Below are 25,218 nucleotides of genomic sequence, written 5' to 3' on the forward strand. Positions count from 1 at the left end.
GATCAGCGATTTGTCTCGATCAAGGATGATAAGGATATGAGTCTGACCAGCAGTATTGCGAACATGGAAACCCCGCATTTCTACTTCGAGATGGGGCAATTGATCTCCAGCACCGGGCACCCGCAATTCGCCAGCAACATGCTCCAGCTGGTGGACAAGCTGGTGCCGGCAACCCAGCTGGTGCTCAGTGAATGGACCCTCGACGAGCGCCAGACCAGCCCGTTGGAAATTTCCCTGCTGGGCCGCGCCGGGTTGCAGGACGACCTGCCACTGCCCGAGCCGCCGCGACGCCACGACCCGCTGCTGCACAAGATGCTGGAAATGGACGACTCGCTGCTGATTCAAATGAATGCCCAGGGCGGCCATTCGCGCAATCCCCCGCACCAGTGCCATCTGGTCTCGCGCAAGGCCAACCGGCGCTGTGTCATCGGCCTCTACCGCGAGCCGTCCCAGGGGGTCTATTCCTTGGCCGAACTGTCGTTTCTCAAGAGCCTCTCGGCAACCCTGCTGCCCCTGCTGGAGCGGCATGCCCAGTTCCATCGCCAACAGGTGCTGAAGAACCTGCGCAGCTGGAGCACCCGGCCCTTCGATGCCCTGCAGCGGACGCCGTTGCAACGGGAATTCGACGAGCGCCTGTCGCTGGGGGACATCAACCTTTCGGCCCGGGAAAAGGAAGTCTGCCTGGGGCTGCTGACCGGCGGCACCGTACCGGAAATGGCCCAGCGCCTGAGCGTCAAGAACAGCTCGGTTGAAACCTACCTCAAGCGTGCCGCCGCCAAGCTCGGGGTCAGTGGCCGCCACGGACTGGCCAAGTGGATGGTCGGCGCCTGAAACCTGCTCCCGTCCCCCTGCCGTCCGCCATCAGGATGTCCTTGTCACGAGGCTGATCAATGCGTAACTCCCCCCTCCCCCTGGCGATCCTGGCCCTGGCCCTCGGTGGCTGCTCGCTGATCCCGGACTACCAGCGCCCGCCGCCACCGGTGGCTGCCCACTACCCCGAGGGCGAGGCCTATGCGCCAGCCAGCGGGGCGCCAGGGGCCAACTGGCACAGCCTGTTCCAGGACCCGCTGCTGCAACAGCTGATCCGCGATGCCCTGGAGAACAACCGCGACCTGCGGGTGGCCGCGCTGAACGTGGCGGCCTACCAGGCCCAGTACCGCATCCAGCGGGCCGACCTGTTCCCCGCGGTGTCGGCCAGCGGCCTGGAAAAACGCCAGCGCCTGCCCGAGCGAATGACCGGGGGCAAGGCGCAGATCAGCTCCAGCTACTCGGCGAACCTGGGCATCAGCGCCTACGAACTGGATTTCTTCGGCCGCATCCGCAGCCTCAGCGAACAGGCGCTGATGACCTACCTGTCCAGCGAACAGGCCCGGCGCAGCGCGCAGTTGAGCCTGGTGGCCAACGTCGCCAGCGCCTACCTGACCTGGTGCGCCGACCTGGAATTGCTGGAGCTGACCCGCAAGACCCTGGCGGCGGACGAGCAGAGCCTGCGCCTGACCACACGCAACGGCAACGCCGGCAAGGTCTCGGCCCTGGACGTGGCCCAGGCCCGGACCAGCGTCGACAGCGCTCGCGCCAGCCTGGCCCGCTACCAGCGCCAGGTGGCCCAGGACCTGAACAACCTGACCCTGCTGGTGGGCGCCCCGCTGCCGGCGGACATGCCGAGGCGTGGGCTGGCCGACGGCATGCTGGCCCAGGTGCCCGCCGGGCTGCCATCGAGCCTGCTGCAGCGACGCCCGGACATTCTCCAGGCCGAGTACCAGTTGCAGGCTGCCAACGCCAACATCGGCGCAGCGCGGGCAGCGTTCTTCCCCAGCGTCAGCCTGACCGCCAACGCCGGCAGCTCCAGCAAGGAACTCTCGGGGCTGTTCAAGGGCGGTTCCGGCGGCTGGCTGTTCCAGCCACAGATCAACCTGCCGATCTTCAACGCCGGCAACCTGCGGGCCAGCCTGGACTATGCCCGGCTGCAGAAGGACATCGGCGTCGCCCAGTACGAGAAGGCCATCCAGACCGCCTTCCAGGAAGTGGCCGACGGCCTGGCCGCGCGCCAGACCTACCAGCAGCAACTGACGGCCCAACGCAACCTGGTGCAGGCGACCCAGAACTACTACGACCTGGCGGAGCATCGCTATCGCATCGGCGTCGACAGCAACCTGGTGTTCCTCGACGCCCAGCGCTCGCTGTTCAGTGCCCAGCAGGGGCTGATCAACGATCACCTGGCGCAGCTGATTGCCGAGGTCAACCTGTACCGGGCCCTGGGCGGCGCCTGGGACGAGACACCGAGCCTGGCCCGCGGGCAGAGTCAGCCCTGAGCAACTGGCGAGCTTTGCCCAGGAGCGTCCAGGCGCCTTCCGGCCAGGCATCGGGCGGTTGGACGAGGGGCTGTTCGGGGAGGGCGGCGAGTGGGGCAATGAATGAATGTTGCAGGCTGTAGAACCAACCCGGTCAGCCAGGGCAGTAGGCGAAACATGGACCGGGCAGGCAAGTACAGCAGAGTTGCAGCCCGCCCTGACCAGCCACCGTCATTCAGCGTGTTGCCTGAGGTAGCAGGCCGGGCGAACAGGGAGCGAGTCTAGACAGAGGCTCCAGCAGCGTATGTAGGAACATTCTGAATCCAGACCAATACACATCTTGGTTTGGCCCCGGATAAAACAGGCTCGCACCCAGCCCCCGGCTGCGGGGGCCGGCCGCCAGCGCCTAACGGGTACCCGGCACCAGGTCGAGGATTTCATCGATGCCCAGGCACCGAGGCTCCACCTCCAGAGTCCGGCCGTGCTCAAGAATCCCCACCGCCACATCACGCATGGCCATATAGGCACTGCGCAGCATGTGGTTGGCGTAGATCACCGCGTTGAAACCGGCCCCCTCCAGCTCGTCGAAACCCAGGTGCGCATAGCTGGTGGGCACGCAGATCAGCGGCACCCGCGGGCAGTGGCGACGGAACAGCCGGGCGAACTCGAGGATCTCCAGGCCGTCCTTCTTGCGGCTGTGGATCATGATCCCGTCGGCGCCGGCCGCAACATAGGCCAGGCAGCGTTCGAGGGCGTCGTCCATGCCCTTGTCGAGGATCAGGCTTTCACAACGGGCGATGATCAGCAGGTCCTCGTGGCTGCGGCTGCTGCAGCCCACGCGAATCTTCTCGCAGAACTCCTCGATGGAGTCCTGCAGCTGGCTCACCGCGTTGCCGAACAGCGAGTTTTTCTTCAGCCCGCACTTGTCCTCGATCACCACCGCCGAGACCCCGGCCCGGTCGAGCATCTTCACGTGGATCGCGAAGTGCTCGGCCTTGCCGCCGGTGTCGCCGTCGAAAATCATCGGCAGCGAACACACATCGAAGATCTCGCGGATGCCGTGCAAGCGGTTGCTCGGCGAGAGGATCTCGATGTCTGGCAGGCCCTTGTGGGTGGAGTCGGTCAATGAACTGGACCAGATGGCGTCGTACACCAGGCTCGGCCCGGCGCCCCGCTCCAGCCTGGACTGCTCCGCCAGCAGCGCGGAAATCGGACTGTGGGCTTCGAGCACGCGAAGGCAGCGCTTGCGGCGCAGCAACTGGCTCAGGTTGGTTCGGCGAATATCAGCTTCCTGCATGGGATTCACGCGCCTCTTGTGATGGGGGAACAGCGGGTTCGCTCAGGGGTGGGTCATGTCCAGGGCCACCACGTAGCGGTCGAAATCCGCCGCCGAGACATAGCCCAGCTGCTGGGCCACTTCCCGCAGCGACTTGCCCTCGTGGTGGGCGGTCTTGGCGATGATCGCGGCCTTGTCATAGCCGATGTGGCGGTTGAGGGCCGTCACCAGCATCAGGTTCTTCTCGATGTTGGCCTCGATGCGCGCGAGGTTTGGCTCGATGCCCAGCGCGCAGTGGTCGTTGAAGGCCCGGCAGGACTCAGCCAGCAAGGTGATGCTTTCCAGCACGTTGTGCACCATCACCGGCTTGTAGACGTTGAGCTGGAAATTGCCCTGGCTGCCGGCGAAGGCCACGGTGGCGTCGTTGCCGAAGACCTGGGTGCAGACCATGGTCAGCGCCTCGCACTGGGTCGGGTTGACCTTGCCCGGCATGATCGAGGAGCCCGGTTCGTTCTCCGGGATATCGATCTCGCCGATGCCGCAGCGCGGCCCGCTGGCCAGCCAGCGCACATCGTTGGCGATCTTCATCAGGGCCATGGCCAGGGTACGGATCGCCGCGGAGGTGTTGACCAGGGCATCGTGGGCCGACAGGGCGAAGAACTTGTTGGCGCAGGACTTGAACGGATAGCCGGTGAGCTCGGCGATGATCCGCGCGCATTCGTCGCCGAACTGCGGATGGGAGTTGAGCCCGGTGCCCACTGCCGTGCCGCCGATGGCCAGGTCGTAGAGGCCGGCGAGGTTGTGCTGGATAGCCGCCACGGCGTAGTCGATCTGCTCGACCCAGCCGCCGATTTCCTGGCCCAGGGTGATGGGGGTGGCGTCCTGCAAGTGGGTACGCCCGACCTTGACCACGTCGCGGTACTGCTCGGCCTTCTCGAACAGCGTGTCACGCAGCACCGAGACGCCCGGCAGCAGGGTTTCGAAGATTTCCGCCACCACCACCATGTACATCGCCGTGGGGAAGGTGTCGTTGGACGACTGGCCACGGTTGACGTGGTCGTTGGGGTGAATCGGCTTTTTGCTGCCCAACTCGCCGCCGAGCATCTCGATCGCTCGGTTGGCGATCACTTCGTTGGCGTTCATGTTGGACTGGGTGCCGGAACCGGTCTGGAACACCACCAGCGGGAAGTGCTCGTCCAGTTGCCCGCTGATCACTTCATCCGCGGCCTTGGCGATGGGCAGCGCAATGGCTTCCGGCAGCTCGCCGAGCTTGAGGTTGGCCAGGGCCGCAGCCTTCTTCAGGATGCCCAGGCTGCGGATCATCGGTGCCCCCCACTGGAAGCGTGCACGGCCGATGGGGAAGTTGTGGATGGAGCGCTCGGTCTGGGCGCCCCAGTACTTGTTGGACGGTACCGAAATGGAACCCATCGAGTCGGATTCAAGACGCATGTGGGTAGTTCTCCAATAAATGAATGAGGGGCTGGCCTTTGGTGCCGGGCAGGCGCCCTGCCCGGCCTGGTGGGCAGGCGCTTACTCCTTGAGTACCGAGGCCATCTTCTCCAGGTGCTGGCAGGCGCGCAGCACGTACTCATCGGACAGGGCAGCGATGCGCCGGTAGTTGATCTGCTGGCCGGTGGCCTGGGTGTAGAGCTTCAGGGCGTCGGTGGCGTGGCGGAAATGCCGGGCCTCGACGGCGCCGCAGTGAACGCTGAGGAAGCCGGCGATGCGGTTCGCCTCCCCGGTGGGGTAACCACAGGATTCGCGCAGCCAGTTCTTCCACAGCGGCGTCATCAGGTTGTACTCGCCGGTGTTGAACAGCTCGGTCAGGGCCATCATCTCCAGGGCTTCCACCAGGTTCGGCGCCAGCGGACGCTTCTCTCCGACCCAGGTGGAGAACTCCTTGGTGATGGGGTTCAGGTACTTGTCCTGCAGGCGCCAGTTGTCCGAGCCACAGATGGCCGAGGCCATGCGGTGATAGAGCTTGGAATGGTGGGGATGGCCGTGCATCTCACCCAGGCCGACGTCCTCGACGATGATCTCGCCGCAGTGCCGGGCGGCCTCCAGCAGCTTGAGTTTGTTGTCGTCGCCGGGCAGGTCCTCGGATTCCTGCAGCAGCCGCACGATGATGCTGGACACCGCATGGGCCGCGCCGTCCGGGCTGCGCCAGCCGCAGAAGAAGGTGCACAGCGAATCCTCGGACCACTTGCGCGAGGTCATGCGCTGGTAGGTCAGGCAGTAGCCGTCCAGCTTGTCGGGGTGGTTTTCAAAGCCCGTCAGCAGGGCCTCCACCAGGTTGCGGTCCTCGACATCCACCAGGGCCTGGTGCACGTAGCCGATGAACTCCTTGCGCGAACTCTCCATGTTTCTCTCCTGTAATTATTCTTCACATCACGGACAACAAGATGAACGACGCCGGCCCGAGCCTCGGCGGGCTCGGGAACGGGCTCGGTCCCCCTGGGGGTTGGGCTGCCGGGAACCGCTTCAGTCGATGACGATGGCCGAGATGAACTGGGCGAAACGGCTCAGGCCTTCGATCAGCTCCTCATATTCCACGGCGTAGGAAATGCGGATGCAGTGGGGGTCGCCACAACCGGAGCCGGGCACCACGGCGATGTGCGCCTCGGTCAGCAGCAGGTCGGCCAGGTGATCGACATCGCGCACCGCTTCGCCGCGGTAGTAGCCGCCGAGCCGGGAAGAGACATCGATATACAGGTAGAAGGCGCCTTCTGGCGGTGCGTAGCTCACCCCTTGCAGGCGATCGAGGTAGGTGCGTGCGGCGTGCAGCTGGCGTTGCAGGAACGGGTTGACCAGGTCGGCAAAGTGCGACGAATCGGCGTTCAGGGTATTGAGCGCAGCGTACTGGGACAGGCTGCTGGGGTTGGAGGTGGTGTGCCCCTGCAGGTTGTGCATGGCCGCGATCACCGGCGCCGGAGCGCAGGCATAGCCAACCCGCCAGCCGGTCACCGCCTGGCTCTTGGAGAAGGAGTCGATCAGCACCGTCTGCCCTTTCAATGCCGGGCACAGCGCGAGAATGTTGTGGTGCTGGTGGCCCTCGCGCACCAGGCCGCGGTAGCACTCGTCGAACATCACCCACAGTTGCCGCTCCTGGGCCAACTGGGCGATGGCCAGCAGTTGCTCGCGCTCATAGACGGTGCCGGTGGGGTTGTTGGGGGTGTTGATGACGATCATCCGGGTGCGCTCGGTGAGCGCGCCACGCACCGCCTCCACCGTCAGCCGGTAATGGTCGGAGCGGGTCTCGATGCACACCGGGGTGGCGCCGGCCAGGCGGATCTGGGTGGGAAAGGTTTCCCAGTACGGGGTCGGCACTATCACCTCGTCGCCGGGGTTGAGCAGCACCATGCAGGCGTTGTACAGCGCTTGTTTGGCCCCGGCGGTGACTGCCACTTCATTGGCGGCGAACGCAGCCCCGGTGCGCTGGCTGACCCGCTGCGCGAGCTTCTCGCGCAGGGCCGGCAGGCCGATGGGCGGGGTGTAGCGGTTGCGCGCATTGGCGATGGCTTCGATGGCCCCGGCGCGCATGTCCTCGCAGGCATCGAAGGACAATTCGCCGGCGGCGAAATTGATCACCTTGATCCCGCTTTCCTTCAGGGCGTTGGCTTTGCTGCGCATGCTCGAGGTGCCTGGGGCACTGAGGCCCAGCGCACGCTGGGACAAGGAAAAACGGACGGCCGTGGCTTCGCTGTTTGTCATTTTTGTACCTGCGAAAACAATCGGGAAACAGAGCGACCCAAACCTGTGCCAATGCGTCCCCGGCAACCTGGAAAGCTGGTCTAGGCTGGTCGTCTTACATTCTGATGACAGTCGCAAATAGCGGCCAATACTGTTTGCGTCGTGATTGATACTGGAAAAACAAGAAATGCTAGAACTGCGTCGTCTGCGTTATTTCGTCACCGTTGCCGATGAATTGCACTTCGGCCGCGCCGCCCTGCGCCTGCGGATTGCCCAGCCGCCCCTGACCCGACATATCGCCGCCCTGGAGGCGCGGCTGGGTATCCGCCTGTTCGAACGCTCGACCCGCACCGTGTGCCTGACCCCGGAGGGCGAACTGTTCCTGCGGCAGGCCCGGGGGGTGATCAGCGCCGTTGGCGAGGCCGAGGCCACGGCGCGCAAGATCGCCCATGGCGCCATTGGCCGTATCGTCATCGGTTATGCCAGCTCGATCCCTTTGTCCAACGCCTTCTCCGAGATGATCCGCAACACCAGCCGCAGCCTGCCGGAAGTGGAGTTGGCGTTTCGCGAGGTGTCCACCGCCAGCCAGCGCCAGCAGTTGATCGATGGCAGCCTGGATATCGGCTTTGGCTGGGGAGCGCCCAAATTGCCGGCCCACGGTTTGCAGTCGCTGGTGAGTTCGCGCGATTCCCTGGTGGTGGCGGTGCCGTCGCGCAGCGCCTTCGCCGGCAGGAGCAGCCTGGGGTTTGGCGAACTGGCCGGGGAATCCTTCGTGACCTTTCCCAGCGCCTACGGCTCGGCTCTGAACACCGCCCTGGAGGACCTCTGCGCCCACAGCGGAATCATCCCGCGCCTGGGGCCGACGGCGTCGCAGATGACCACCCTGGTGTCCCTGGTGGCGGCGGAACGCGGGGTGGCGGTGGTCCCCGACTACACCGCGACCCTGCAACGCCCCGGGGTGGTCTACGTGCCGCTCGCCGAGCCCTATGTGCTGGAACAGACGGTCAGCTGGCGCGAACCCCTGGGGTCGCGCTGCCTGGAGCGTTTCGTCGAACAGGCCAGGACCCTGGCGGCACCGCTGCCGGCCCCTGCCGTGGGGCCTGAATGGCGCCTGCGCGGCTAGCGGCTCCACCAGCCAGCAGCAGGCCCGGACCATCCAGCGCCGGGCCTGCGCTTTCAGTGCATTGGCGGGACCTCAGCCGGGGCTGGGCAAGGACCGGGCGTCGGCGTCCAGGCCGCGCTGCACGTACCAGGACAGCGGCAGGGTCAGCAGCAGGGTCGCGGCCAGGGCCATCACCGCCAGGGGAATCCCGGTGACGTCGCCGAGGCTGCCGAACAGCACCGGGGCCAGCGCCCCGCCGCCGATGGTGCCGGTGTAGAACAGCGAGAACGCCTGCTCGCGCTTGCCCGCTCCCGCGAGGTCCGGCACTGCGCCATAGAGCACCGAGGAGGTGCCGTTCAGCGCCAGCCCCAGCAGCGGCAGCATCACCATCAACCCCATATAGGGCAGGAACACCGCCAGCACGATCAGGCTGGCGGTGGTGAACTCGGTGATCCACACGGTCTTCATCATGCCGATGCGCGCGCCGAGGTAGCCGCACAGCAGTTTGCCGAAGGCGCCGCCGACAAACAGCAAGGTCAGGGCCAGGCCGATACCGGCGGTGCCGGCGCCCTTGGCCTTGAGCAGGAACGGCAGGAACGTCAGGAAGCCCATGCGCACCGCGCTGTCCAGGGTGCCGGTGAGGATCAGCGCCCGCAGGCCGCCGACCGAACCCTGGCCCTGGACGGTCTTCGGCGCTTTCTCCTGCATGGCCTGGGTCGCCGCCCGTGACGGGATCAGCCACCACAGCGCCAGCGCAGCACCCAGCCCCAGGAGGCCGATCAGAGTCACGCTGGCGCGCCAGCTGATCACGGTCAGCAGCAGCCCCACCAGCCCGGGAATCAGGGTCTTGCCGATGTCCCCGGCGAAGTTGTACTGGGACAGCGCTTCCTTGACCCCGCCGCCAGCCTCATGGGTGTCGGTGATGATCGAGGACGCCAGCGGGTGCTGGGTACTGGCCCCCAGGCCGCCCAGCAGCAGCGCCAGGAGCAGCACCCCCAGCCCTCCCGCCTGGCCCGCCAGCAGGTAGGCCAGGCCGGCCAGGGCGGTGCCGCCCACCAGCAGGCGCTCGCGCCCCCAGCGCTTGGCGCCACGGCTGGCCAGCAACTGGAAGCCGGCCATCATCCCGGAATAGGCACCGCGCAGCAGGCCGATCTGGGCATAGCTCATGGCGAACTGCGCCTGCCAGATCGGCAGCAGCACATAGATCACGTCAGTCAGGCCGTCATGCACCGCGTGGGCGCCGCAACCGGCCACCAGGGAACGGCGGCGCACCGACACATCGGACGCCGGCAATGCCTCCGGGGAGGCGTGATGTTTCAGGTCATTCATTGTCGAGGCAGGCTGCAAAATGAAAAGGAAGGGTCAATCAGCAACAGGATAGGCGAGCCTGGGTCAGCCACAAGCCCCGTTGCCGGGGCCGGGCCGGAACCATCAACGCAGCAGCTGGGCACAGTCGCGCATTACCCGAGCCTTGCGCTGCAGGTATTCAGCGAAGATTTCCCGCGCCGCCTGCGGGTCGACCCGCACCTGCATGGCATCGACGAACTCGTTGACCGCCGCCACCGCATGGGCGAAGTGATTGCTCTCGGTGCCGCCGGTGTGCACCGTGACCCAGGCCACGGTGGTGCGCGCCTTCTCTGCCGGCACCCCCATGTCGCGGACGAACCACTGCTTGTACAGCGGGTGGATGAACTCCACTTCGCCGTGGGTGTAGACCTCGTGGATCAGGGTGGTCAGCAGGCCTTGCAGCAGGTCGCGGTCACGCAGGCGGCGGAAATCCGTCCAGTCCTTGAAGCCCTGGGCCGAAGGCAGGCAGTTTTCCTTGAGCAGCCACTGGTCATCACCGCAGATGGGCGTGGCCATGTTGTAGAACAGGTCCGAGTGCAGGGTGTTGCCCAGAGCGCCCAGGTCTTCATCGGTGATCCGCTGCAGGCTGCCGCAGGCCCGGTACAAACCGTCGGCCGCTGCCGAGCCCTGCCCGGAACGGGCCAGCAAGGTGATGCGGTTGGCCAGCCCAGACACACTGGTGGCGGAGTTGTTGGTCTTCGACCAGCTGGCGAAGAACTTGCGCAGCACCGCAGGCTCGTGGCGACGGGAGGTGAGCTTCTCGAAGGCATGCTCGATGTCCACCAGGGCGCCCTCTTCGCTCCAGAACGCCTCGAACAGCGCATGCTTCAAGACACTGGCCGGCATGTCGTTCAACACAGGTTCGACAATCTTCAGCAACTGGCTCTGCCGGGTCAGTACGTTATTCATGGTCACCTCACGTATTCCTTGTTGGATGATGAATCTATCGGGTTGGACGGTCCGCGAGCGGCGACCGGGGTTTCGGGTTTGAGGGGCTTCCAGCCGCCCCAGGCAATCAGCAACGACAACACTTGGAACAGCACGATCAGCGCCACGCAGCCCGGCCAGCCCCAATGGCTCCAGAACAAGGCCGGGACCACGGCGCCAAAGCTGCCGCCCAGGTAGTAGCAGGTCAGATACAGGCCCACGGCGCCGGCCTTGTTGTGGCCGGCGGTGGCGGTGGTAAAGGAGTTGGCGGCGGCCTGGGCCAGGAACACCCCGGTGGAGCTCAGGGCCAGGCCCAGCACGATCAGCCACAGCGACGCCAGCAGGGTCAGGGCCGAACCGCAGACCCCGAGCAACGCCGCGGCCACCAGCAGCTCGGCCTGGGGCCGCGACTTGCTCAAGCGCCCGGCGATGGGAATGACCACCAGGGCCAGCAGGAACACGCTGTAGATCGCCCCCAGGGCGGCGGCGCCCAGATCGAAGGGTGCCTGGCTCAGGTAGAGCCCGGCGTAGGTAAAGGTGGCCACTTGCGAAAACAGCACGCAAAAACCCACGCCGTAGGCCGCCAGCAAGGGCCGCCGACACAGCTCGCGCAGCCCGCTGAGGCCGCTGGTTGCCCGGCGCACGGCCAAGGGAGGATTGGCCGGCAGCAGGAAATGAATGGCCACACCAATCAGCAGGCTCAGGCCCCCGAGCAGGACAAAGGCTTCGCGCCAGCCCACATATTCCGTCATGAAACCGCTGATGAAACGCCCGGCAAAGCCGCCCAGCACGGTGCCGGCGACATACAGGCTGGTGACCTCGGTGACGGTGCCGCCGCTCCAGCGGTCGCCGATGTAGGCCACGCTGGTGGCAAAGACCACCGGAATCAGCATGCCTTCGACCAGGCGCCAGACCAGCAACTGGGCAAAGCTTGCGGCATAGGCCGCCAGCACCGCCGGTACCGCCAGCAGCAAGGCAGCCATCACAATCACCCGGCGCTGATCGAAACGCCTGGTGCAGCGGCTGACGAAAGGTGCGGTGAACGCCACTGCCAGGGTGCTGACCGTGATGCTCCAGCCGGCCTCGCGGATGCTCACCTGAAAGCTCTGGGCCAATTCCTGGAGAATGCCCTGGGTCGCATACAGGTTGAGAAATGCCGCACAACCACACAAAAACAGCGCGATGCGAGCACAATGCTGACGCGAATTCATGAAACCTCTCGTTTTATGAGCAAAGGCCTTTATAAAATACGTCGCCAAGCCAAGACCAATACCGAATTCAGACCGATCAATACCCAGGGAACAGGATGCTCGATCTACGCAGGTTGCGTTATTTTCTGACGGTCGCCGAAGAGCTGCACTTTGGTCGCGCCGCCCTGCGCCTGCACCTGGCGCAACCGCCGTTGACCCGGCAGATTTCAACCCTGGAAACCGAGCTGGGCTTTCGCCTGTTCGACCGCACCAGCCGTACCGTGACCCTCACCGCCCAGGGCCGGCATTTCCTGCCGTACGCCCGGGCGGTGCTGGAACAGGTGGACCTGGCCCAGGTCATGGCCGGCAAGCTGGCCGCCGGCTGCGCCGGGCAACTGGCCCTGGGCTACGCCAGTTCCATCGCCCTCTCGGACCTGTTCAGCCAGGCGATCCAGGCCTTCGCCCAACGCTTCCCGGACGTGCAATTGACCCTGGTGGAAGGCGCTTCGGTCAGCCAGTGGTCGCAGCTTATCGACGGGCGCATCGATATTGGCCTGAGCCGGATGCAGCCTCCCGGCGAGCACAGTGAAATCCAGGCCCTGTCTCTGGGAGACGAGCCGCTGGTGGCGGCCATCTCCAGTGACAGCCCCCTGGCCATGCGGGACCAGGTGACCCTGGCCGAACTCAGCGAACATCCCCTGATTCTGTTTCCGGCCGACTACGGTTCTGGATTGAACGAGGCGATCGAACAGTTGTACCGGCGCAACGGCCTGGCCCTGCGCCCTGGCCCCAGCGGGCGCCAGATCACGTCAATCATCGCTCTGGTGGCTGCCGGCCAGGGCATCGCCCTGGTGCCGCGCTGCACCCAGACCCTGGCGAAAAAAGGCGTGACCTACCGGCCCCTGGCGGCCGCGGACGCCACCGCGCAGTTGCTGGTATTGACCCGTCGCCAGGGGCACAGCCCACTGGTGGAGGCCTTCATGGGGGTACTCGACGAACTGCTGCAGGCGCAACCGAAAACAACGGGGATACTGCTTTCGCCCCCAGGCCAAGCAAGCCAGTAAAGCGCCACCCCTAGGCTCCCCCGCATGCAAATGACGGGTTTGTGCCCTATGGAATGGCCATTCTGGCTTTGAGTTTTATTGACCTGAAGAATCCGCCCAACACGTCAGACCTATACTGAAAAATAGGGAGCCGATTTCCCTGCTGTGACCGATGAGGTGATGTGATTGGGCTGGAATAGTAACGATGGCAAGTGCTATCAGGGCAAGCTGTTCAAGGTATTCGTTTCGCTCAACGAATCACTGGAGATAGAGGACTACATCGATCACTTCCTGCGAACCCGCGGGTATGAACTGACAGAGGCAAACAGGAAGAAGATCGCCGAAAAACTTGAGCATATTGCAGACCGGTCTCACCACGCGCTCAGTGAACTGGACCATTGGCTGGACATTCAATTCAGCGGGTAGGACCTCACGACAGGAGCTTGCCGGAACGGATGAGCCGAAAGGAGAAAAGCTGCATGGGGCAATTGGAAACCTCAGCGGCTCCTGAAATGAACAACCCAGCCGATGGCTGGGTTGTTTATTTTCTGGGAAGTTCTTTTCCCGTGACTTCCAGATATTTCTGCTTGTATTTCTCGGTCATTTTATCCGCATAACCAGCCGCCGACTTTGTTGCATCCTTTGCCGAGCCGCCCCCTGATTTACCGGCGATGTAGCCACTCAAGGCCTGACCGGCAAAGAACTTCCATGCTTCAATTTCACTCATGCTCTTATCCTCCAATTTGAACAGGGAACCTAACACCCACCCTGGATGCAGACAACCCGCGACATGGAAACCGATCAGCAAAGGAATGCGAGCTCTCCAGCCTGAAGAAGCTGTCGGTGAGTGACAGGCATATACCCTTGGTGGGCGGTTCGCCTTGCAAGACAGTCGAGCTCAGCTAGCAAGACACAGGTGGTAATGTATTCGCACTGCCCTCCCCCCTGCAGAAGCCTTTTCCGATGACCAAGAAACACCCGGCGGACACCAACGCCGCCACAGCCGCTGACATCGAACGCTCCATTCAAGCCCTCAATAAAATGGCGGAACGCCTGTGGGGGGACGGTCGAGAAGTAGAGGCAAAGGCTCTCCTGGACGCCCTGGATGGGTTAAACAGGGCACTGGACCGAATCAGAATTGGCGAAAGCCGCAGGCTCAAGACACTCCATTGAAATAGCCACGGCACACCAACCTGGCGTGGAGCTCGGTCAAGAAAACTCAAGGCTTCGGCATTTACCGAGGCCCAAATAACCTGAAGTGAATGCAAAAGCCCAACCCAGCCCCCGGACTTTGTGCACTCGCCCTGCTCGTCGACGCAGCAGACGCCAGGAAATCGATCTGCCGCCGGCTCCACTGCTGATGGATCGACCCAGCACAGGGCTTCAGGAATCTGGAATGCCAGGCAACCCTCTCCATCCCTATCCGGCAAACAATGTGAAATTCTTCACAGTTATGGAGCGTCAGGGTTGAAGGTCAATAATTGACCAAATTATATTTTTTCTCGCCCGAGCGCTCATTTCTAATACGGATATTGTTCTGCGCCAGCTCGGGCCCCTCTGTGCGCAGGCAATCAAACATTGAGGTTTGCCATGCGTCTCTCCAAACTCGTGCCAGTCACCGCTCTGTTCAGCCTGTTCGCCCTGAATGCCCACGCCGCCGACCTGACCGCCCTGACAGGCGCCCTTGGATCGGTTCTAGGAGGGGCCAGCAACACCACGGCCAATGCAAACAACACCTCCTGCCAGCAACAGATCCGCGACCTGCAGGCAAACATCAATGCTGCCAATGCCAAGGGTGATACCTTGCGAGCGAATGCCTTTCAGGCAGCCCTGACGCAGACCAACAAAAGCTGCAGCGGTGCCAACTACAACGCTCAGACTCAGGTGGACACCAACTCCCAGCGCCAGCAGAACATGAACAAGGCCGCAGATGCGATTAACGCCATTGGAGGCCTGTTCAAATAAACCGGAATGCCCTCTGAAAAGGCCCGCGCTTGCGGGCTTTTTTCTGCCAGTCCAAGAGGCGGCGGTTACTCGACCAAGGCGAATTCGTCATTCAAGTCAGCGAACGACAAAGAATCCAGCCCTCCCCCAAAAAAGCGAATGTTGCTGTCCAGAGGAGAGAACGGATTCAAGTTCGTTGAAATGCCCTGCAGCGCATCGGCAAAGTGGGTTGCCGATCGTATGAATGATTCGCTAGGGAAAAGAACCTCGGCGAGCGAGACCCGATCCTGGCCAGAGAAGTAGCTGTGAACGCTATTGCCTGGCTTTGTACCGGTCCTGCCAGGCACTGAAGTACAAGGCTATAGCAAACGAGAAAGAGGAAGAGAGGCCATCAATAAAGCATCGATCAGGAGTTGACGCGAGCCTGCACTGGCAGTGCCAAGAGGGAAAGCGAAGCCTCTCCCTGCAGATGTCCCAGACATGAAAAAGCCCAACCTGTGAAGATTGGGCTAAGTCATTGAATAATATGGTCGGGACGGAGTGATTCGAACACTCGACCCCTAGCACCCCATGCTAGTGCGCTACCGGACTGCGCTACGCCCCGACTAGGCGTGAAACCTGTTTCACTTCTCAGGAAACGTTGAGGAATATACCGCAACCTTTTGAAAAGTGGAAGTATTTAAACACTGAATTATTTCTTGAGCACCACAAGCACATCTTCCAGCTCGGAAATCATCTGGCGGATCAGTTGCTTGTACTGAGTGGTGTCGTCTTTGGCCTCATCACCAGACAAACGCAGGCGCGCGCCGCCGATGGTGAACCCCTGATCGTACAGCAACGCACGGATCTGCCGGATCATCAGCACATCCTGGCGCTGATAATACCGGCGATTTCCGCGGCGTTTGACGGGGTTGAGTTGAGGAAACTCCTGCTCCCAATAACGCAGCACATGCGGCTTGACCGCACAGAGCTCACTGACCTCACCAATGGTGAAGTAGCGTTTACCCGGGATGACCGGGAGCTCGTCGTTATGACTTGGTTCCAGCATAAGCCTCAACTCGGGCCTTCAACTTCTGCCCTGGACGAAAGGTGACCACACGGCGAGCCGTGATCGGGATTTCTTCACCCGTTTTCGGGTTGCGGCCAGGACGCTGGCGTTTATCCCGAAGGTCGAAGTTACCGAAACCGGACAATTTGACCTGTTCGTTGTCTTCGAGAGCGTGCCTGATTTCTTCAAAGAATAGCTCGACCAATTCCTTGGCCTCGCGTTTATTCAGGCCTAGCTCTTCGTAGAGACGTTCGGCCATTTCAGCTTTCGTCAGAGCCCCCATACGTCACTTCCTTAACGTGGCGTTCAACCTTTGTTCGAGCGAGGTGAGGATGTTTTGCGTCGTGGAGTTCACCTCATCGTCATTAAGAGTGCGCGATGGATGCTGCCAGGTCAAGCCAACGGCCAGGCTTTTTCTATGCGGATCAATGCCTTTACCCTGATACACGTCAAATAGCCTGAGGTCCGTCAGCCATTCACCTGCATTCTCACGGATTACGTCCATTACCGCACTGGCTGCCACGTCACGATCGGCCAGCAGCGCCAGGTCACGGCGCACTTCCGGGAAACGCGACAGTTCGTGGAACTTCGGCAAACGGCCTTGGGCCACTTCACTCAGGACCAATTCGAACACATAGACCGGACGATCCAGGCCGAGGTGCTTGGCCAACTCAGGGTGAATGGCTCCCAGGTAGCCGACTTCACGACCATCACGCTCGATACGTGCAGTCTGGCCAGGGTGCAGGGCAGGATGCTTGCCCGGAGCAAAGGTAAATGCATCCAGCGCACCCGCAAAGCCCAGTACCGCCTCGACATCTGCCTTGACGTCAAAGAAGTCCACACCATCACGGCCCTGTGCCCAGCCTTCTGGCAAGCGGCTGCCACAAACGACACCGGCGAGCATAGGCTGCTGCTTCAGGCCTTCCAACTGACCGACAAAACGCAAGCCGCTTTCAAACATGCGGACGCGGTCCTGCTGGCGGTTCAGGTTGTGTTGCAGCGACTTGACCAGGCCGGGCCACAACGAGGAACGCATGGCTGCCATGTCCGCCGAAATCGGATTGGCCAGCAGTAGCGGTTCGACGCCTGGGTTGAACAGCTCAAACAGTTTCGGATCGATGAAGCTATAGGTGATCGCTTCCTGATAACCACGTGCCACCAGCAAACGGCGCAATGCTGGCAGGTCACCTTGGGCTTCCGCCTTGGCCTGAGGAGCAAGGCGCGCCTGCGGGTAACGAACCGGCAAGCGGTTGTAGCCGTAAAGACGTGCCAGCTCTTCGATCAAGTCGACCTCAAGGCTGATATCGAAACGATGACTTGGCACCTCGACACGCCATTGCCCCGCCCCATCAGCGGTCACGGTCAGGCCCAGACCGGTGAGCAGACGCTCCACCTCGGGACCGTCGAGTTCCATGCCCAGCATCTGAGTAATACGCTCGGCGCGCAAAGTCACGGGCGCTACGGATGGCAGGTACTGTTCGCTGACGGTCTCGATAATCGGACCGGCATCGCCTCCTGTGATTTCCAGCAGCAGCCCCGTAGCACGCTCCATGGCCTCACGGGCCAGTTGCCAGTCCACACCACGCTCATAGCGATGGGAGGCATCGGTGTGCAGGCCGTAGGAGCGGGCCTTGCCGGCAACCGCGATCTGGTCGAAGAAAGCGCTTTCCAGGAACAGGTCACGGGTCGTTGCAGTAACGCCGCTGTGCTCTCCCCCCATCACGCCGGCAATTGCCAGGGCCCGGGTGTGGTCAGCAATCACCAGGGTATCGCTGCGCAGCGCGACTTCCTGACCGTCCAGCAGTACCAGCTTCTCGCCCTCTTCCGCCATCCGAACTCGGATGCCACCGTTGATCTCGGCGAGATCGAAAGCGTGCAGCGGCTGACCCAGTTCAAGCATCACGTAGTTGGTGATATCCACTGCTGCATCGATGCTGCGTACATCGGCACGGCGCAAGCGCTCGACCATCCACAGCGGAGTCGGCTTGGACAGGTCGACATTACGAATCACTCGGCCCAGATAACGCGGGCAAGCTGCAGGTGCCAATACTTCTACAGGGCGCACTTCATCATGCACCGCCGGGACCGCTTGCACTTTCGGACGCCGCACTTCAGCCCCGTAGAGGGCTCCGACTTCACGGGCCAGGCCAGCCAACGACAGGCAGTCACCGCGGTTCGGAGTCAGGTCGACCTCAATGCTGGCATCTTCCAGATTCAGGTAGACACGAACGTCCTCCCCTACTGGCGCATCAACCGGCAGTTCCATCAGGCCGTCATTGCCTTCACCAATCTGCAGCTCCGCCTGGGAGCACAGCATGCCGTTGGACTCAATGCCACGCAGCTTGGCCTTCTTGATCTTGAAGTCACCCGGCAGCTCGGCACCGATCATCGCAAACGGGGTCTTCAGGCCAGGGCGCACATTGGGCGCGCCACAAACAACCTGGAAAGTTTCCACGCCATTACTGACCTGGCAAACCCGAAGTTTGTCGGCATCCGGGTGCTGCTCGGTGCTCAGCACCTCGCCCACCACTACACCACTGAAATCACCGGCGGCTGGTGTAACGCTGTCAACCTCAAGACCGGCCATCGACAGACGAGCTACCAGCTCATCGCGACTTACCTGCGGGCTAACCCAGCCGCGCAGCCATTGTTCACTGAATTTCATCCTGCTCTCCTAATAGATTCGTTACGGACGCGCGACTAGCGAAATTGCGCGAGGAACCGCAAGTCGTTGTCGAAGAACAGGCGCAAGTCATTCACACCGTAACGCAGCATGGCCAGACGCTCGGCGCCCATGCCGAAGGCAAAGCCCTGGAATTCTTCCGGATCGATCCCGGACATACGCAGCACGTTCGGGTGAACCATGCCGCAACCCATGACTTCCAGCCAGCCGGTTTGTTTGCAGACACGGCAGCCTTTACCGCTGCACATCACGCATTCCATGTCGACTTCAGCGGATGGCTCGGTGAACGGGAAGTACGAAGGGCGGAAACGCACGGCCAGTTCTTTTTCAAAGAACACCCGCAGGAATTCCTCGATGGTGCCTTTCAGGTCGGCGAAGTTGATGTCGCGATCAACCAGCAGGCCTTCGACCTGGTGGAACATCGGCGAGTGGGTGATATCCGAGTCGCTACGATACACACGGCCTGGGCAAACGATGCGGATCGGCGGCTGCTGCGACTCCATGGTGCGAACCTGTACCGGGGAGGTATGGGTGCGCAACAGCATGTTCGCATTGAAATAGAAGGTGTCATGCATCGACCGGGCCGGGTGATGGCCAGGGATGTTGAGCGCCTCGAAGTTGTGATAGTCGTCTTCAACCTCAGGGCCTTCGGCAATGCCGTAGCCGATACGGGTGAAGAACTGCTCGATACGTTCCAGGGTCCGCGTAATCGGGTGCAGACCGCCAGAGGTCTGGCCACGGCCCGGCAGGGTCACGTCAATGCATTCAGCGGCGAGCTTGGCGCTGAGTTCCGCCTCCTCGAAAGCCGCTTTACGGGCATTGAGAACCTCTGTCACACGCTCCTTGGCCACGTTGATCAGCGCACCGACTTGCGGACGCTCTTCGGCTGGCAGGTTGCCCAGGGTCTTCATCACCTGAGTCAGCTCGCCCTTCTTGCCAAGGAAGTGAACCCGGATCTGCTCCAGGGCATTGATGTCTTCAGCGTGTTGCACGGCCTCAAGTGCTTGAGAAACCAGCGCATCCAGGTTTTCCATGTACAGACTCCAGATACAAAATAGGGGAAGAGCTTGAAGGCTCTTCCCCTATTTATGACGTTTAACACCAGAGCCCACGGAAGTGAGCCCGGATGACTGTCGGGGGTACTTAAGCCAAGGTGGCTTTAGCTTTCTCGACAATCGCAGCAAACGCCGCTTTTTCGTTCACTGCCAGATCAGCCAGAACCTTACGGTCGATCTCGATGGACGCTTTTTTCAGGCCAGCGATCAGACGGCTGTAAGACAGACCGTTGATACGAGCACCAGCATTGATACGAGCGATCCACAGAGCGCGGAACTGACGCTTTTTCTGACGACGGTCACGGTAGGCGTATTGGCCTGCCTTGATTACCGCTTGCTTGGCAACACGGAATACGCGCGAGCGTGCACCGTAGTAGCCTTTAGCAAGTTTCAGAATTTTTTTGTGACGCTTACGGGCAATGACGCCACGCTTTACACGAGCCATGAGTTACTTCCTCTATTCTTGATCCAAAAATTAACGAAGGCGCAGCATGCGCTCGACTTTTGCCACGTCAGACGGATGCAGCAAGCTGCTACCGCGCAGTTGACGCTTACGCTTGGTCGACATTTTGGTCAGGATGTGGCTCTTGAAAGCGTGCTTGTGCTTGATACCGTTAGCAGTTTTCAGAAACCGCTTAGCAGCACCACTTTTGGTTTTCATCTTTGGCATGTTCGGATACTCCGCATTCAGTTGATAAACATAATCAGAAGGCCTGCCGTGCCCTATTGATTACTTCTTCTTTTTCGGGGCGATGACCATGATCAGCTGGCGTCCTTCCATCTTAGGATGCTGTTCGACCGAACCGTACTCTTGCAGGTCAGCTTCAACCCGCTTGAGGAGTTCCATCCCCAGCTCCTGGTGGGCCATCTCACGGCCGCGGAATCGCAAGGATACCTTGGCCCTGTCCCCATCACTCAGGAAACGTACCAGGTTGCGCAGTTTTACCTGGTAATCCCCTTCCTCCGTCCCTGGACGAAACTTGATTTCTTTAACCTGAATCTGCTTCTGGTTCTTCTTCGCCGCAGCAATCTGCTTCTTCTTCTCGAAGATCGACTTGCCGTAATCCATCACCCGGCAAACCGGCGGGACTGCGTCGGCGGAGATTTCCACCAGATCCAGCTTGGCTTCTTCAGCTATACGAAGCGCTTCATCAATCGAGACGATGCCAATCTGCTCGCCGTCAGCGCCAATTAACCGAACCTCGCGTGCCGAGATATTCTCGTTGATCGGGGCTTTCGGTGCAGCTCGTTTATCTTGTCTCATATCACGCTTAATAATAATTACTCCGAATCTTGGCGACCACGCCGGGAAACCGCTTGTGCGAGGAACGCCGAGAATTGGTCCACAGGCATCGAGCCCAGGTCTTCACCTTCACGGGTGCGCACAGCGACAGTCTGCATCTCGACCTCCCGATCTCCAATAACCAAGAGATAGGGAACCTTGAGCAAAGTATGCTCGCGGATTTTAAAGCCGATCTTTTCATTTCTCAAGTCGGACTTGGCACGAAATCCGCTTTGATTGAGTGTTTTTTCCACTTCAAGGGCAAAGTCTGCCTGTTTATCAGTGATATTCATCACCACAGCCTGGGTCGGAGCCAGCCACGCAGGGAACGCGCCCTCGTAATGCTCGATCAGAATCCCGACAAAACGCTCGAAGGAACCGAGGATCGCCCGGTGCAGCATCACCGGATGCTTGCGGCTGTTGTCTTCGGATACGTATTCGGCACCCAGACGAATCGGCAGGTTGAAGTCCAGCTGCAAGGTACCGCATTGCCAAACGCGGCCCAGGCAATCCTTCAGCGAGAATTCAATCTTCGGACCATAGAACGCGCCCTCACCCGGCTGCAGATCATACGGCAACCCTGCGCTGTCCAGAGCGGCAGCCAGCGCACTTTCCGCGCGATCCCACAGCTCATCGGAACCCACGCGCTTTTCAGGGCGAGTGGACAGCTTCATTTCGATGTCCTTGAAGCCGAAGTCGGCATAGACATCCATGGTCAGCTTGATGAACGCAGCGGACTCGGCCTGCATCTGGTCTTCAGTACAGAAGATGTGAGCATCGTCCTGAGTGAAGCCACGCACGCGCATGATGCCGTGCAGCGCGCCGGACGGCTCGTTACGGTGGCAAGCACCGAACTCGGCCAGACGCATCGGCAGCTCGCGGTAGCTCTTCAAGCCCTGATTGAACACTTGCACGTGGCACGGGCAGTTCATCGGCTTGATCGCGTAATCGCGGCTTTCCGACTCAGTGGTGAACATGTTCTCGGCATAGTTGGCCCAATGCCCGGATTTCTCCCAGAGACTGCGATCGACCACTTGCGGCGTCTTGATCTCCAGGTAACCGTTTTCACGCTGCACCTTGCGCATGTACTGCTCGAGCACCTGGTACAGGGTCCAGCCATTCGGGTGCCAGAACACCATGCCCGGTGCTTCTTCCTGGGTATGGAACAGGCCCAGGCGCTTGCCGATCTTGCGATGGTCGCGCTTTTCAGCTTCTTCGATACGCTGGATATAGGCAGCGAGCTGCTTCTTATCCGCCCAGGCAGTACCGTAGATCCGCTGCAACTGCTCGTTCTTGGCATCACCGCGCCAGTAGGCGCCGGACAACTTGGTCAGCTTGAAGGACTTCAGGAAACGTGTGTTCGGCACGTGCGGACCGCGGCACATGTCGACATATTCTTCGTGGTAGTAAAGGCCCATGGCCTGCTCGTTCGGCATGTCTTCGACCAAACGCAGCTTGTAGTCCTCACCACGAGCCTTGAACACTTCGATCACTTCGGCGCGCGGCGTGACCTTCTTGATCACGTCGTAATCTTTCTCGATCAGCTGTTGCATGCGCTGCTCGATGGCGGCCATGTCTTCAGGCGTGAAAGGACGCTCGTAGGCGATGTCGTAATAGAAGCCTTCATCGATGACCGGGCCGATGACCATCCGGGCCGTCGGATACAGCTGCTTGACCGCATGCCCCACCAAGTGAGCGCATGAGTGGCGAATGATTTCCAGCCCCTCCTGGTCTTTTGGCGTGATGATTTGCAAGGTCGCATCGCCGTCGATCACATCGCAGGCGTCGACCAGCTTGCCATTGACCTTGCCGGCCAGAGTGGCCTTGGCCAGGCCGGCACCAATGGATGCAGCGACCTCTGCGACTGAAACCGCATGGTCGAATGAACGTTGACTGCCGTCGGGAAGAGTAATGGTGGGCATGGCGCCTCCTCTCCTAGTGGTGACCCCTACCAAAGGTCACGTGGGTTGGGATGAGCCAGTACGCGATTCAGTCCGGCCGTTCTATTCAGAACGCCTGCCTCACAGTGGCAAGAGCCTTACGGCCAACCGGGAAACCGAACCAGAGTGACTGGGGTTCACATCAAGAATTAATGAGGCATCGACCGCGTGGACAGAAAAACGCCCAGTGCTTGAAAACACCCAAGCCGGGCATGCTAGCACAGATAAATCGCAATCCGCGCGCAAGGCCTTTAGCTATGAGGAGCTTTCCGGTCTTTTAATGAAGAAAATGAACTTGGGATGTACGCCGGGCCTCAAATACCCGGAGAATCGTCGTCCTTGCTATCGACTTCAGGAGAACCCGACTCATGCGTCTGATCAAATCCCTTGCCCTTGCTGCACCACTCGCCCTACTGCTGCCCTTGAGCGCACACGCCGCCTGGCCAGCAGGAGCACGTGCCGACTATATGAAGGACTGCACCGCCGCTGCCAGCCAGAGCATCGACGCCAAAAGCGCCGAGAAACATTGCGCCTGCGGTGCAGAGAAACTGAATGAGAAATTCACCACCGAGGAAATCAAGGAACTGATGAGCAAGAGCAAGCAGCCGAGTGCAGAATTGAGAACCCGAGCACTGGATGCCATCGCAGCTTGCCGGGTAACCAAATAACCCGCCAATGCTCGAAACGGGCTGCGCCGAGGCTTGCCAGAGAGCCTGAAACGCGGTCTTTTTCACAATTTACGCAGCTTTTACGGGTTTTTTTATCTCCGCTTATTTTCGGCGAAACCCTTTTAAACCGGGGCCTTCAGCCAACCTAAGCGGCAAAACACAAGGATACACCGAGCAAACAGCTTCCAGAGGGGGCTCCCAAGCCGAACATTTCGACTATGATAGCTCGGTGTGCCCAGTTGGCCTGAGCAGCACAGCACTACTGAAAATATATGTTTCTTGGAGATACACCATGTCTAATCGCCAAACCGGCACCGTAAAATGGTTCAACGATGAAAAAGGCTTCGGCTTCATCACTCCTCAAGGTGGCGGTGACGACCTGTTCGTACACTTCAAAGCTATTGAAAGCGACGGTTTCAAAAGCCTGAAAGAAGGCCAGACCGTTTCCTTCGTGGCTGAGAAAGGCCAAAAGGGTATGCAAGCTGCACAAGTTCGCCCTGAGTAATTTCTCAGCGAGCTAAAAAAACCCCGTCCATGTGACGGGGTTTTTTATGGACGACTGAAAAGCCTCAGCCTTCAACCACAATTGACCCGGGTTATCACCAGAGCGTCGTCAGTGTTGAGGTTCAGGCGATCAGAACGGTATTCCAAGGTGATCATGTCGTTGGGCTTGAGGAACCTTGCATACTGCGCTCCAGCGCGAGTACGGGCCTGCTCGAGGAGCTCGGGAGAGGCCTTCTTGCCAATAGCGAATTCAGCGGCTGTTGCTTCACAACGCGTGTGCCCGGACTCCGAGGCCACAGGTGCCTTTGTCGACCCGTCGGTGCTGCACCCACTGAGGACAACGGCGGCCAACAAGGTTCCGAATGAAGCGAGCTTCCAAGGCATGAAGCCTCCTTTTCAAAATTAAGCAGAGATCGTGCGACAACCGATTCGGCCTTTGGTTTCAAAACAAAATGGCCATTTGCCCTATCGCTTGGGCAGCGGGCAAGTCTGCCTCAGCTGCCGCCATACTTTCAGGGGACAATCGTCACTGAATATGAACAGCACTCAATAGATATCGATGTAATCGAACGCAGGCTTCGGCCAGTTCTGCTTGAGCGCGTTGAAGATCTGCATCACCCAGACCTCATCATTGGCCGCCACATTGCCCACATAACCGGATCCGGCGGCCCAGGTTTCCAGCCGAAACAGCAGCCCCTCGATCTCGACCCCACCCACCACTCCCGAAGAAATGTAGGCAATCCCGCTTTTGGTCACCCGCAATTGGGTATGCGCGTTATCACTGGCCGAAGCCAGTAGCTGGCGCACCGCCTCCAGGGTCAGGGCATCGGGCTGGTTCAAATCGATTTGCACACCGGCTTCCTTGATCACAGGAAAAATGCAAGTGTCGCATAGCCCCGAGCCTGATGCCTAAGTCGGAGTGCCAAACGCCCGGCAACATGGTTAACTCTGCGCGGTAGCAAGCATCGCCCAGGATTTCCCTGACGCCCGCCTTATCCGAATTCGTGAGACTGTCATGGCCACCGTGAGTATCGACGCCGACATCAAAGCCAAATGGCCCCAGGGCCAGTGCTCCTACAGCCCGGGGAGCGCAGAGGAGTTGGCGATCATTGGCATAGACCTGCTGGTCAAGGAACTGGGGACTCAGTCGGCCCTGGCGTTTATCGAGCAGGTATTCGAGAAATACCCCGCCGATCACCTGGGCGCACAAGCCCCGGAACGGGAATAG

28 protein-coding genes and 1 tRNA gene are annotated in these 25,218 nt (G+C 60.9%); 10 read left to right on the forward strand and 19 right to left on the reverse strand.

The window, feature by feature from the left end; all coding sequences use genetic code 11:
- The first annotated feature begins 36 nt into the window (after positions 1 to 36).
- Together U873_RS0121095 and U873_RS0121100 are read left to right on the forward strand one after the other, a co-directional pair.
- A complete protein-coding gene (locus tag U873_RS0121095; protein ID WP_025130133.1) occupies positions 37 to 831 on the forward strand; it encodes a helix-turn-helix transcriptional regulator in 795 nt (264 codons plus the stop codon).
- A 59-nt stretch (positions 832 to 890) separates the two neighbouring features.
- Entirely contained in the window at positions 891 to 2,312 is a 1,422-nt protein-coding gene (locus tag U873_RS0121100) for an efflux transporter outer membrane subunit (RefSeq protein WP_025130134.1), read from the forward strand.
- Positions 2,313 to 2,697: 385 nt separating this feature from the next.
- Here U873_RS0121100 and aepX read toward each other — a convergent pair whose 3' ends face one another.
- The 4 genes from aepX to U873_RS0121120 form a co-directional block, all read right to left on the reverse strand.
- Entirely contained in the window at positions 2,698 to 3,588 is an 891-nt protein-coding gene (gene aepX, locus U873_RS0121105) for a phosphoenolpyruvate mutase (RefSeq protein WP_025130135.1), read from the reverse strand.
- A 42-nt stretch (positions 3,589 to 3,630) separates the two neighbouring features.
- Positions 3,631 to 5,016, reverse strand: coding sequence for a class II fumarate hydratase (fumC, locus tag U873_RS0121110; protein WP_025130136.1), 1,386 nt, complete (start codon positions 5,014 to 5,016; stop codon positions 3,631 to 3,633).
- A gap of 81 nt (positions 5,017 to 5,097) precedes the next feature.
- Positions 5,098 to 5,928: a hypothetical protein gene (locus U873_RS0121115; protein WP_025130137.1), complete on the reverse strand. Its 831-nt coding sequence runs from the start codon at positions 5,926 to 5,928 to the stop codon at positions 5,098 to 5,100.
- A 120-nt stretch (positions 5,929 to 6,048) separates the two neighbouring features.
- Complete coding sequence (locus U873_RS0121120; protein WP_025130138.1) at positions 6,049 to 7,278, reverse strand: pyridoxal phosphate-dependent aminotransferase; 1,230 nt, start codon at positions 7,276 to 7,278, stop codon at positions 6,049 to 6,051.
- Positions 7,279 to 7,444: 166 nt separating this feature from the next.
- On the opposite strand from U873_RS0121120, the gene U873_RS0121125 reads away from it, so the two are divergent.
- Entirely contained in the window at positions 7,445 to 8,380 is a 936-nt protein-coding gene (locus U873_RS0121125) for a LysR substrate-binding domain-containing protein (RefSeq protein ID WP_025130139.1), read from the forward strand.
- 72 nt (positions 8,381 to 8,452) lie between these two features.
- On the opposite strand, the gene U873_RS0121130 is transcribed toward U873_RS0121125, so the two are convergent.
- The 3 genes from U873_RS0121130 to U873_RS0121140 form a co-directional block, all read right to left on the reverse strand.
- The gene (locus U873_RS0121130) at positions 8,453 to 9,688 is read right to left on the reverse strand and encodes an MFS transporter (RefSeq protein ID WP_025130140.1); all 1,236 of its coding nucleotides are present in this window, start codon (positions 9,686 to 9,688) and stop codon (positions 8,453 to 8,455) included.
- A 102-nt stretch (positions 9,689 to 9,790) separates the two neighbouring features.
- Positions 9,791 to 10,615, reverse strand: a complete 825-nt coding sequence (locus U873_RS0121135) for a hypothetical protein (RefSeq protein ID WP_025130141.1) — start codon at positions 10,613 to 10,615, stop codon at positions 9,791 to 9,793.
- A gap of 2 nt (positions 10,616 to 10,617) precedes the next feature.
- Positions 10,618 to 11,844: an MFS transporter gene (locus tag U873_RS0121140; protein ID WP_025130142.1), complete on the reverse strand. Its 1,227-nt coding sequence runs from the start codon at positions 11,842 to 11,844 to the stop codon at positions 10,618 to 10,620.
- Positions 11,845 to 11,939: 95 nt separating this feature from the next.
- On the opposite strand from U873_RS0121140, the gene U873_RS0121145 reads away from it, so the two are divergent.
- The gene (locus U873_RS0121145; RefSeq protein ID WP_025130143.1) at positions 11,940 to 12,887 is read left to right on the forward strand and encodes a LysR family transcriptional regulator; all 948 of its coding nucleotides are present in this window, start codon (positions 11,940 to 11,942) and stop codon (positions 12,885 to 12,887) included.
- A gap of 165 nt (positions 12,888 to 13,052) precedes the next feature.
- On the forward strand, positions 13,053 to 13,292 hold the full coding sequence (locus U873_RS0121150; protein WP_025130144.1) for a hypothetical protein: 240 nt from the start codon (positions 13,053 to 13,055) through the stop codon (positions 13,290 to 13,292).
- Positions 13,293 to 13,407: 115 nt separating this feature from the next.
- On the opposite strand, the gene U873_RS0121155 is transcribed toward U873_RS0121150, so the two are convergent.
- Positions 13,408 to 13,593, reverse strand: coding sequence for a hypothetical protein (locus U873_RS0121155; protein ID WP_157838114.1), 186 nt, complete (start codon positions 13,591 to 13,593; stop codon positions 13,408 to 13,410).
- Between the two features lie 236 nt (positions 13,594 to 13,829).
- Here U873_RS0121155 and U873_RS0121160 point away from each other — a divergent pair, with 236 nt between their 5' ends.
- Both U873_RS0121160 and U873_RS0121165 read left to right on the forward strand, forming a co-directional pair.
- The gene (locus U873_RS0121160) at positions 13,830 to 14,039 is read left to right on the forward strand and encodes a hypothetical protein (RefSeq protein ID WP_025130146.1); all 210 of its coding nucleotides are present in this window, start codon (positions 13,830 to 13,832) and stop codon (positions 14,037 to 14,039) included.
- A 417-nt stretch (positions 14,040 to 14,456) separates the two neighbouring features.
- Positions 14,457 to 14,831 carry a DUF1090 family protein gene (locus U873_RS0121165; RefSeq protein ID WP_025130147.1) on the forward strand — a complete coding sequence of 125 codons (375 nt, stop codon included), beginning with the start codon at positions 14,457 to 14,459 and terminating at the stop codon, positions 14,829 to 14,831.
- 506 nt (positions 14,832 to 15,337) lie between these two features.
- On the opposite strand, the gene U873_RS0121170 is transcribed toward U873_RS0121165, so the two are convergent.
- From U873_RS0121170 to thrS, 9 genes are all read right to left on the reverse strand, one after another.
- Positions 15,338 to 15,414 (reverse strand) — tRNA-Pro (locus tag U873_RS0121170).
- Between the two features lie 87 nt (positions 15,415 to 15,501).
- Entirely contained in the window at positions 15,502 to 15,858 is a 357-nt protein-coding gene (locus tag U873_RS0121175) for a MerR family transcriptional regulator (RefSeq protein ID WP_007920509.1), read from the reverse strand.
- The gene (gene ihfA, locus U873_RS0121180; RefSeq protein ID WP_002553164.1) at positions 15,839 to 16,141 is read right to left on the reverse strand and encodes an integration host factor subunit alpha; all 303 of its coding nucleotides are present in this window, start codon (positions 16,139 to 16,141) and stop codon (positions 15,839 to 15,841) included. Before ihfA ends, U873_RS0121175 begins: the two co-directional genes overlap by 20 nt.
- Positions 16,142 to 16,144: 3 nt before the next feature.
- Positions 16,145 to 18,523, reverse strand: a complete 2,379-nt coding sequence (pheT, locus tag U873_RS0121185) for a phenylalanine--tRNA ligase subunit beta (protein ID WP_025130148.1) — start codon at positions 18,521 to 18,523, stop codon at positions 16,145 to 16,147.
- A gap of 35 nt (positions 18,524 to 18,558) precedes the next feature.
- Complete coding sequence (gene pheS / locus U873_RS0121190; RefSeq protein ID WP_025130149.1) at positions 18,559 to 19,575, reverse strand: phenylalanine--tRNA ligase subunit alpha; 1,017 nt, start codon at positions 19,573 to 19,575, stop codon at positions 18,559 to 18,561.
- Between the two features lie 109 nt (positions 19,576 to 19,684).
- On the reverse strand, positions 19,685 to 20,041 hold the full coding sequence (gene rplT / locus U873_RS35385) for a 50S ribosomal protein L20 (protein ID WP_081818697.1): 357 nt from the start codon (positions 20,039 to 20,041) through the stop codon (positions 19,685 to 19,687).
- A gap of 30 nt (positions 20,042 to 20,071) precedes the next feature.
- Complete coding sequence (gene rpmI / locus U873_RS35390) at positions 20,072 to 20,266, reverse strand: 50S ribosomal protein L35 (protein WP_002553160.1); 195 nt, start codon at positions 20,264 to 20,266, stop codon at positions 20,072 to 20,074.
- Between the two features lie 60 nt (positions 20,267 to 20,326).
- Positions 20,327 to 20,878, reverse strand: a complete 552-nt coding sequence (infC, locus tag U873_RS0121200; RefSeq protein WP_169893379.1) for a translation initiation factor IF-3 — start codon at positions 20,876 to 20,878, stop codon at positions 20,327 to 20,329.
- The gene (gene thrS, locus U873_RS0121205) at positions 20,878 to 22,800 is read right to left on the reverse strand and encodes a threonine--tRNA ligase (protein ID WP_025130150.1); all 1,923 of its coding nucleotides are present in this window, start codon (positions 22,798 to 22,800) and stop codon (positions 20,878 to 20,880) included. Before thrS ends, infC begins: the two co-directional genes overlap by 1 nt.
- Positions 22,801 to 23,186: 386 nt before the next feature.
- On the opposite strand from thrS, the gene U873_RS0121210 reads away from it, so the two are divergent.
- Together U873_RS0121210 and U873_RS0121215 are read left to right on the forward strand one after the other, a co-directional pair.
- Positions 23,187 to 23,486: a hypothetical protein gene (locus U873_RS0121210; protein WP_025130151.1), complete on the forward strand. Its 300-nt coding sequence runs from the start codon at positions 23,187 to 23,189 to the stop codon at positions 23,484 to 23,486.
- Positions 23,487 to 23,778: 292 nt separating this feature from the next.
- Positions 23,779 to 23,991 carry a cold-shock protein gene (locus U873_RS0121215; protein ID WP_003179963.1) on the forward strand — a complete coding sequence of 71 codons (213 nt, stop codon included), beginning with the start codon at positions 23,779 to 23,781 and terminating at the stop codon, positions 23,989 to 23,991.
- Between the two features lie 71 nt (positions 23,992 to 24,062).
- Here the strand turns inward: U873_RS0121215 and U873_RS0121220 are convergent, their stop codons facing one another.
- Both U873_RS0121220 and U873_RS0121225 read right to left on the reverse strand, forming a co-directional pair.
- The gene (locus tag U873_RS0121220; protein ID WP_025130152.1) at positions 24,063 to 24,374 is read right to left on the reverse strand and encodes an I78 family peptidase inhibitor; all 312 of its coding nucleotides are present in this window, start codon (positions 24,372 to 24,374) and stop codon (positions 24,063 to 24,065) included.
- Between the two features lie 162 nt (positions 24,375 to 24,536).
- On the reverse strand, positions 24,537 to 24,842 hold the full coding sequence (locus U873_RS0121225) for a hypothetical protein (RefSeq protein WP_025130153.1): 306 nt from the start codon (positions 24,840 to 24,842) through the stop codon (positions 24,537 to 24,539).
- Positions 24,843 to 25,005: 163 nt separating this feature from the next.
- Here U873_RS0121225 and U873_RS0121230 point away from each other — a divergent pair, with 163 nt between their 5' ends.
- Positions 25,006 to 25,218 (forward strand): hypothetical protein, encoded by a 213-nt coding sequence (locus U873_RS0121230; RefSeq protein ID WP_025130154.1) that lies wholly within the window; start codon positions 25,006 to 25,008, stop codon positions 25,216 to 25,218.

The sequence above is a fragment of the Pseudomonas sp. PH1b genome (assembly GCF_000633395.1).
In the GTDB taxonomy this organism is placed as follows: Bacteria; Pseudomonadota; Gammaproteobacteria; order Pseudomonadales; family Pseudomonadaceae; genus Aquipseudomonas.

What these genes read in the sequence shown, in the direction of transcription:
- pheS (WP_025130149.1), bottom strand. Translation starts at nt 19,575, where the DNA reads ATGGAAAACCTGGATGCGCTGGTTTCTCAAGCACTTGAGGCCGTGCAA.
- U873_RS0121230 (WP_025130154.1), top strand. Translation starts at nt 25,006, where the DNA reads ATGGCCACCGTGAGTATCGACGCCGACATCAAAGCCAAATGGCCCCAG.
- U873_RS0121175 (WP_007920509.1), bottom strand. Translation starts at nt 15,858, where the DNA reads ATGCTGGAACCAAGTCATAACGACGAGCTCCCGGTCATCCCGGGTAAA.
- rpmI (WP_002553160.1), bottom strand. Translation starts at nt 20,266, where the DNA reads ATGCCAAAGATGAAAACCAAAAGTGGTGCTGCTAAGCGGTTTCTGAAA.
- pheT (WP_025130148.1), bottom strand. Translation starts at nt 18,523, where the DNA reads ATGAAATTCAGTGAACAATGGCTGCGCGGCTGGGTTAGCCCGCAGGTA.
- thrS (WP_025130150.1), bottom strand. Translation starts at nt 22,800, where the DNA reads ATGCCCACCATTACTCTTCCCGACGGCAGTCAACGTTCATTCGACCAT.
- U873_RS0121160 (WP_025130146.1), top strand. Translation starts at nt 13,830, where the DNA reads ATGACCAAGAAACACCCGGCGGACACCAACGCCGCCACAGCCGCTGAC.
- U873_RS0121140 (WP_025130142.1), bottom strand. Translation starts at nt 11,844, where the DNA reads ATGAATTCGCGTCAGCATTGTGCTCGCATCGCGCTGTTTTTGTGTGGT.
- rplT (WP_081818697.1), bottom strand. Translation starts at nt 20,041, where the DNA reads ATGGCTCGTGTAAAGCGTGGCGTCATTGCCCGTAAGCGTCACAAAAAA.
- aepX (WP_025130135.1), bottom strand. Translation starts at nt 3,588, where the DNA reads ATGCAGGAAGCTGATATTCGCCGAACCAACCTGAGCCAGTTGCTGCGC.
- U873_RS0121120 (WP_025130138.1), bottom strand. Translation starts at nt 7,278, where the DNA reads ATGACAAACAGCGAAGCCACGGCCGTCCGTTTTTCCTTGTCCCAGCGT.
- U873_RS0121220 (WP_025130152.1), bottom strand. Translation starts at nt 24,374, where the DNA reads ATGCCTTGGAAGCTCGCTTCATTCGGAACCTTGTTGGCCGCCGTTGTC.
- U873_RS0121215 (WP_003179963.1), top strand. Translation starts at nt 23,779, where the DNA reads ATGTCTAATCGCCAAACCGGCACCGTAAAATGGTTCAACGATGAAAAA.
- U873_RS0121130 (WP_025130140.1), bottom strand. Translation starts at nt 9,688, where the DNA reads ATGAATGACCTGAAACATCACGCCTCCCCGGAGGCATTGCCGGCGTCC.
- U873_RS0121210 (WP_025130151.1), top strand. Translation starts at nt 23,187, where the DNA reads ATGCGTCTGATCAAATCCCTTGCCCTTGCTGCACCACTCGCCCTACTG.
- U873_RS0121100 (WP_025130134.1), top strand. Translation starts at nt 891, where the DNA reads ATGCGTAACTCCCCCCTCCCCCTGGCGATCCTGGCCCTGGCCCTCGGT.
- U873_RS0121095 (WP_025130133.1), top strand. Translation starts at nt 37, where the DNA reads ATGAGTCTGACCAGCAGTATTGCGAACATGGAAACCCCGCATTTCTAC.
- U873_RS0121165 (WP_025130147.1), top strand. Translation starts at nt 14,457, where the DNA reads ATGCGTCTCTCCAAACTCGTGCCAGTCACCGCTCTGTTCAGCCTGTTC.
- U873_RS0121115 (WP_025130137.1), bottom strand. Translation starts at nt 5,928, where the DNA reads ATGGAGAGTTCGCGCAAGGAGTTCATCGGCTACGTGCACCAGGCCCTG.
- fumC (WP_025130136.1), bottom strand. Translation starts at nt 5,016, where the DNA reads ATGCGTCTTGAATCCGACTCGATGGGTTCCATTTCGGTACCGTCCAAC.
- ihfA (WP_002553164.1), bottom strand. Translation starts at nt 16,141, where the DNA reads ATGGGGGCTCTGACGAAAGCTGAAATGGCCGAACGTCTCTACGAAGAG.
- U873_RS0121125 (WP_025130139.1), top strand. Translation starts at nt 7,445, where the DNA reads ATGCTAGAACTGCGTCGTCTGCGTTATTTCGTCACCGTTGCCGATGAA.
- U873_RS0121145 (WP_025130143.1), top strand. Translation starts at nt 11,940, where the DNA reads ATGCTCGATCTACGCAGGTTGCGTTATTTTCTGACGGTCGCCGAAGAG.
- U873_RS0121135 (WP_025130141.1), bottom strand. Translation starts at nt 10,615, where the DNA reads ATGAATAACGTACTGACCCGGCAGAGCCAGTTGCTGAAGATTGTCGAA.
- U873_RS0121155 (WP_157838114.1), bottom strand. Translation starts at nt 13,593, where the DNA reads ATGAGTGAAATTGAAGCATGGAAGTTCTTTGCCGGTCAGGCCTTGAGT.